Below are 4,634 nucleotides of genomic sequence, written 5' to 3'. Positions count from 1 at the left end.
AGAACCAACCTCAAACGCCCGTCCAACCGGGCCGGCGGCACCTCCCCCGCACCCGAATCAACCCGCGCACCCTCAACAACCGACATCGCCAGACTTCCTTTCGAACACACATGAACGGAGGCCTTCCAGCAGGGAAGGCCGGTATGGGGGGATGGCCGCTCAGTCGCGGGGGTCCGCCGAGGCTCGGCGGCCCAGCTCCTCCGACAGTTCCTGCCAGTCGCGGGCGCACTGCGCGGCGGCGGCGGCAGCGGTCTCGGCGCGGTACGGGGGCACCGCGGCGACGATCCGATCCCGCTGGCGCAGCCCGCTCACCTGGAGGTCGAGCATGCGCAGCAGCAGCCGGCCCGCCTCGCTGAGTCTGAGCAGGGGGTCCTTGCACAGGCCGGTGACCAGTGCGGCCAGTGGCTGCCCGCGGCCGCGGGCGGTCACCGGGGCGGGGGCGGTGACCGAGCGCCGCTGTCCCGCCGGCACGGGGTCCACGCCCTCCCCGATCCGGCGCCGCACGTCCCGCACGGTCGAGGGCGCGATGCCCGCCTCCCGCGCGATCTGTCTCAGGGAGGCGGTGGGACGGCCCGCGAGGAGCCGCGCCGCGACCTCCCTGCCGCGCGCCGGATCGGCCGGCCGGACGCGGCCGTCCCGGCCGACACGGCTCGGCGGGTCGTGCCCGGGAGCCTCCCGGCGGCGCAGCGCACCGACGGTCTTGGCCGCGAGCCCGGTCCGCCCGGCGATCCCACGGTCGGACCAGTCCGGGTGGGACCGCAGGATCCGGGACGCCGCGGCGGTACGTTCCGCCAGGGTCAGCGGGAGTCCGTGGCTGATGTTGGACTCGACCGAGAGGACGAACGCGTCCTCGGGGCTGCCGTCGAAGTACGTCACTCCGACGGTGTCGCGGCCCCTCAGCACGGCCGCCCGCAGGCGGTGCGTTCCGTCGATGACGCGCATCGTGGAGCGGTGCACGAGCAACGGCGGGAGCGTCCGGCCGGAGTTCGCGAGGGCCTGTGCGTGGCTCTCGTCCACGGGGACGCTGCGGGGGGAATCCGCAGCGAGCAGTGCGCCGACCGGCACCTCGGCGACGTGGGGGGACGGTTGCTCCGGGCGTCGTGCGTTCCGGTCGTCCATGGAGTTCACCTCCCTTCGTGCACTCGATGCCTGGGGCGCCGCACCGTTCGCCGGGCCCGGAGACGAAATTACGTAATTACCGTTCGGTAACCTACTCGGTAACCGAACCCCGTTGAGATTTGGGCAAGTTGGCGGAGTAGCCGCCGGTCAGGTGGGCGACCGTGGAACTTCCCCGGTCGCCCACCGGGCTGCGCCTCACACCGCGGCGAGCTCCTCCGCACGTACGAACTCCCTTAGCCACGACAGGAACTCGGGGCCGAGGTCCTCCCGCTCGCACGCGAGCCGGACCGTCGCGCGCAGGTACTCGGCACGGTCACCCGTGTCGTAGCGCCGGCCGGAGAAGACCACCCCGTGCACCGGGCGGCCGGCGCGGACCAGGGTGCGCAGCGCGTCCGTGAGCTGGATCTCCCCGCCGCGGCCGGGGCTGGTGCTCCGCAGCACGTCGAAGATCTCGGGGTCGAGCAGGTAACGGCCGATGATCGCCAGGTTGCTCGGGGCGGTGCCGGGTTCCGGCTTCTCCACCAGCTCGGTGATGCGCACGCCGTCGCCGCCGGCCGCAGCCCCCTCGACGGCGGCGCATCCGTACAGGTGAATGGCGTCCGGATCCACTTCCATGAGGGCCACGACGCTGCCGCCCAGCCGGGCGCGCACCTCGGCCATCCGGGCCAGCAGGGGATCGCGGGGGTCGATCAGGTCGTCCGCCAGGAGGACCGCAAAGGGCTCCCGGCCGACGTGCGGTGCCGCGCACAGGACGGCGTGCCCGAGACCCCTGGGGTCCCGCTGGCGCACGTAGTGGATGTCCGCGAGCTCGGTGGAGGCGCAGACGCTGTTGAGTTTGTCCTGATCACCACGGCGCTGGAGGGCCTCCTCCAGTTCGTAGTTGCGGTCGAAGTGGTCTTCGAGCGGACGCTTGTTGCGTCCGGTGACCATGAGGATGTCCGACATCCCCGCCGCGACCGCTTCTTCCACCACGTACTGGATGGCGGGCTTGTCGACCACCGGGAGCATTTCCTTCGGGGTGGCCTTCGTCAGCGGGAGGAATCGGGTACCGAGTCCCGCGGCGGGGATCACTGCTTTGGTTATCTGCGGAGGCGTGGAATTCATGCCACTGACGCTAGACGGCACCTCGGTCCGTCGGCCAGAATTCCCGTACTTTCGCGCCTACTTGGGCAATTCCGCCACGGGCGGGGCCGCGACGCGCCGCCGGATGAGGCACCACAGCTCGCCGAGCTCGCCCACCACCGCACCGGGGCGGTCGTCCCGGTCCCGGCGGGCCCGCGCGACGACGCCACCGACCAGATGGCCCGTCAACCGGGTGAGCGGACGCGGGTCGACCTCGGGATGGAGCTGCCCTTCCTCCGCCGCCTGTTCCAGCAGCTCCGCCACGTCAGGGAGCCAGCAGCCGCACCACTCCGGGCCGGCGCCGACGCGTTCCTGGGTGAGGCGCGCCGCGGCGCGCACGGCCGCGTCGGACTCGATCAGCCCGCCGAGGGCCAGGACGAGCGAGGAGACGGTGTCCAGCGCCGGTCCCCCGCGGGCCGTCACGCACTCGACCACCCTCCGGGTGGCCGCACGGCCGGAATCCTCGACGGCGGAGGCCAGCTCCCCCTTCGCCGAGAAATGAAAGGTGACGGCTCCGATCGAAATCCCGGCCGACCTGCTCAGCCGGGAAAGCGATGTCCCCTCGTATCCATTGCGGTCGAATTCGGCGGCGGCCACCGAGATCAGATGATTACGGGTGCGCACGCCGCGCTCTTGCTTCACCACTGCACTACCACTGCCATCCGGTTCGTTCCTCACTCGCCCCTGCGCCCGGCACGGGGGCGACCTCCAGCGTCACCCCGGTGCCGACCGCACACAACGGCTACTTGACGAAGAAGCGACCATGCCCCGCCGTCCCGCGCCGCCCACGTCGGGGGGCGGCGACGCCGTACCCCCAACGTGCCCAAGTCGCGGCGGGGGCGCCACACTTCGGCTAGAAAACAAAACGAACGTTCTGTATTCTCTTGAGTGTCTTGGCGCAGACCGATGTCCGCACCGGAGGGGAGACGACAGATGACGGCGCACTTGGGGACCAGAACCGTGGCCGCCGGCGGCACCGCCCTGGACGAGTTCACGGAACGCCTCTTCGGCCACTTACCGAGGGCCGACCAACGCAGATGGGCCCGGGTCTACTTACAGGGCCTGCTGACCACCCCGGGCAAGAAGACCGTCCGCAGGCTCGCCGCGTCCGTGACCACGTCACCCACCGCGTCCCAGTCCCTGCAGCAGTTCATCAACGCGAGCCCGTGGGAGTGGGAGCCGGCCCGCGCCGAACTGCTCCGCTGGGTCGAGGAGCGCCACCCGGTACACGCCTGGACGATCGGGCAGGTCTGCTTCCCCAAGCGCGGTGAGCACTCGGTCGGCGTCCACCGCCGCTTCGATCCGGTCGCCGGACGCATCGTCAACTGCCAGTTCGGCTACGGCCTCTTCCTGTCCCTGGACGGCGTGAGCGTACCCGTCGACTGGCGGCTGGTGCTTCCCGAGTCCTGGTCGGCCGACCCGGACCTGCGCCGCCGGGCCCGGATCTCCCCCGGCGTCGCGCACCAGAGCCCGGAGTCCCTGGTCCTGGGGCTCGTCGACTCGACGGCCGCCCGCACCTCGTCGGTGCGGGCCCCCGTGGTGGCCGACCTCAGCCGTCTCGACTCCGCCGCCTCGCTGATCGGCACGCTCGGCCGCCTCGGCCACGACTTCCTGGTGTCCGTCCCGCCGTCCCTCGCCGTCAGCGGGGCCGGGCCGGCGCACGCGGGCGAGCCGGCCCGGTCCACCGCGCATGTCACCACCGCGGGCGACCTCGCCCGTCGCGGCAACACCAGCCATCCGTACGCGGCTCCGCTCGCGGGCCCGGCCGGGCGCCCGCAGCGGCTGCGGATCCACTCGGCGCTGGTCCGGGTGCCGGGCGGGCAGCAGACGTACCGCCTGTTCGGCGAAGGGGGTCCGCGGACCGGTGCACGGGCGGGCGGGGCGGTCTGGCTCACCAACATGAGCCGCCACCGGATGGACGACCTGCTGCGGCTGGTCCGGCAGTCGGGCCGGGCCGCCGCCACGCTCGGTGTCCTGGCGGACGACTTCGGCCTCCTGGACTTCGAGGGGCGGTCCTTCCCCGGCTGGCACCACCACATGACCTTGATGTCGGCCGCGTACGCCTACAAGGGTCTGCCCGTCCTGCGGGCACGCTGGGACCGCTGGGCCGGGTAGTGCCGTGGCCGTAGAGGTTCGCCGCGCCCCGGCGAACCGCGCCGGGGCGCTGGGACCGCTGGGGCCCGGCTGAGGGGAACCCCGGCTCCGCCGGGCACCGGGCTCCGCCCGGACCCGCGCCTCAAACACCGGCGGGGCTGAAATTGCGGGCCCGTGCCGGACGGCGCGGGCCCGCTGGAGGCGTCAGGCGCGGATGAGGGACAGGGCTTCGTCGCGGATGCGGGCCAGGGTTTCCGGGTCACGGGCCTCGACGTTCAGCCGCAGCAACGGCTCCGTGT

Annotated in this window: 5 protein-coding genes; 1 reads left to right on the top strand and 4 read right to left on the bottom strand. The window is 72.5% G+C overall.

Annotated elements, in window-relative coordinates; genetic code table 11:
• Positions 1-159: 159 nt before the first annotated feature.
• The 3 genes from ACIPXC_RS34895 to ACIPXC_RS34885 all read right to left on the bottom strand — a co-directional run bounded on the left by ACIPXC_RS34895 (position 160) and on the right by ACIPXC_RS34885 (position 2,883).
• On the bottom strand, positions 160-1,119 hold the full coding sequence (locus ACIPXC_RS34895) for a ParB N-terminal domain-containing protein (RefSeq protein ID WP_401626500.1): 960 nt from the start codon (positions 1,117-1,119) through the stop codon (positions 160-162).
• 195 nt (positions 1,120-1,314) lie between these two features.
• The gene (galU, locus tag ACIPXC_RS34890; protein WP_401626498.1) at positions 1,315-2,223 is read right to left on the bottom strand and encodes a UTP--glucose-1-phosphate uridylyltransferase GalU; all 909 of its coding nucleotides are present in this window, start codon (positions 2,221-2,223) and stop codon (positions 1,315-1,317) included.
• A gap of 57 nt (positions 2,224-2,280) precedes the next feature.
• The gene (locus ACIPXC_RS34885; protein ID WP_401626495.1) at positions 2,281-2,883 is read right to left on the bottom strand and encodes a TetR family transcriptional regulator; all 603 of its coding nucleotides are present in this window, start codon (positions 2,881-2,883) and stop codon (positions 2,281-2,283) included.
• Positions 2,884-3,174: 291 nt separating this feature from the next.
• On the opposite strand from ACIPXC_RS34885, the gene ACIPXC_RS34880 reads away from it, so the two are divergent.
• Complete coding sequence (locus ACIPXC_RS34880; RefSeq protein ID WP_401626492.1) at positions 3,175-4,356, top strand: IS701 family transposase; 1,182 nt, start codon at positions 3,175-3,177, stop codon at positions 4,354-4,356.
• 183 nt (positions 4,357-4,539) lie between these two features.
• On the opposite strand, the gene ACIPXC_RS34875 is transcribed toward ACIPXC_RS34880, so the two are convergent.
• Positions 4,540-4,634, bottom strand: a 95-nt coding sequence (locus ACIPXC_RS34875) for a hypothetical protein (RefSeq protein WP_401626503.1), incomplete at its 5' end; no start/stop codon positions are given.

The sequence above is a fragment of the Streptomyces sp. NPDC090021 genome (assembly GCF_044748225.1).
In the GTDB taxonomy this organism is placed as follows: Bacteria; Actinomycetota; Actinomycetes; order Streptomycetales; family Streptomycetaceae; genus Streptomyces.
This window is presented reverse-complemented; position numbering and strand designations above follow the sequence as displayed.

Bases quoted from the DNA above. Each gene is read 5' to 3' on its own strand.
- ACIPXC_RS34895 (WP_401626500.1), bottom strand. From the start codon at position 1,119: ATGGACGACCGGAACGCACGACGCCCGGAGCAACCGTCCCCCCACGTC.
- galU (WP_401626498.1), bottom strand. From the start codon at position 2,223: ATGAATTCCACGCCTCCGCAGATAACCAAAGCAGTGATCCCCGCCGCG.
- ACIPXC_RS34880 (WP_401626492.1), top strand. From the start codon at position 3,175: ATGACGGCGCACTTGGGGACCAGAACCGTGGCCGCCGGCGGCACCGCC.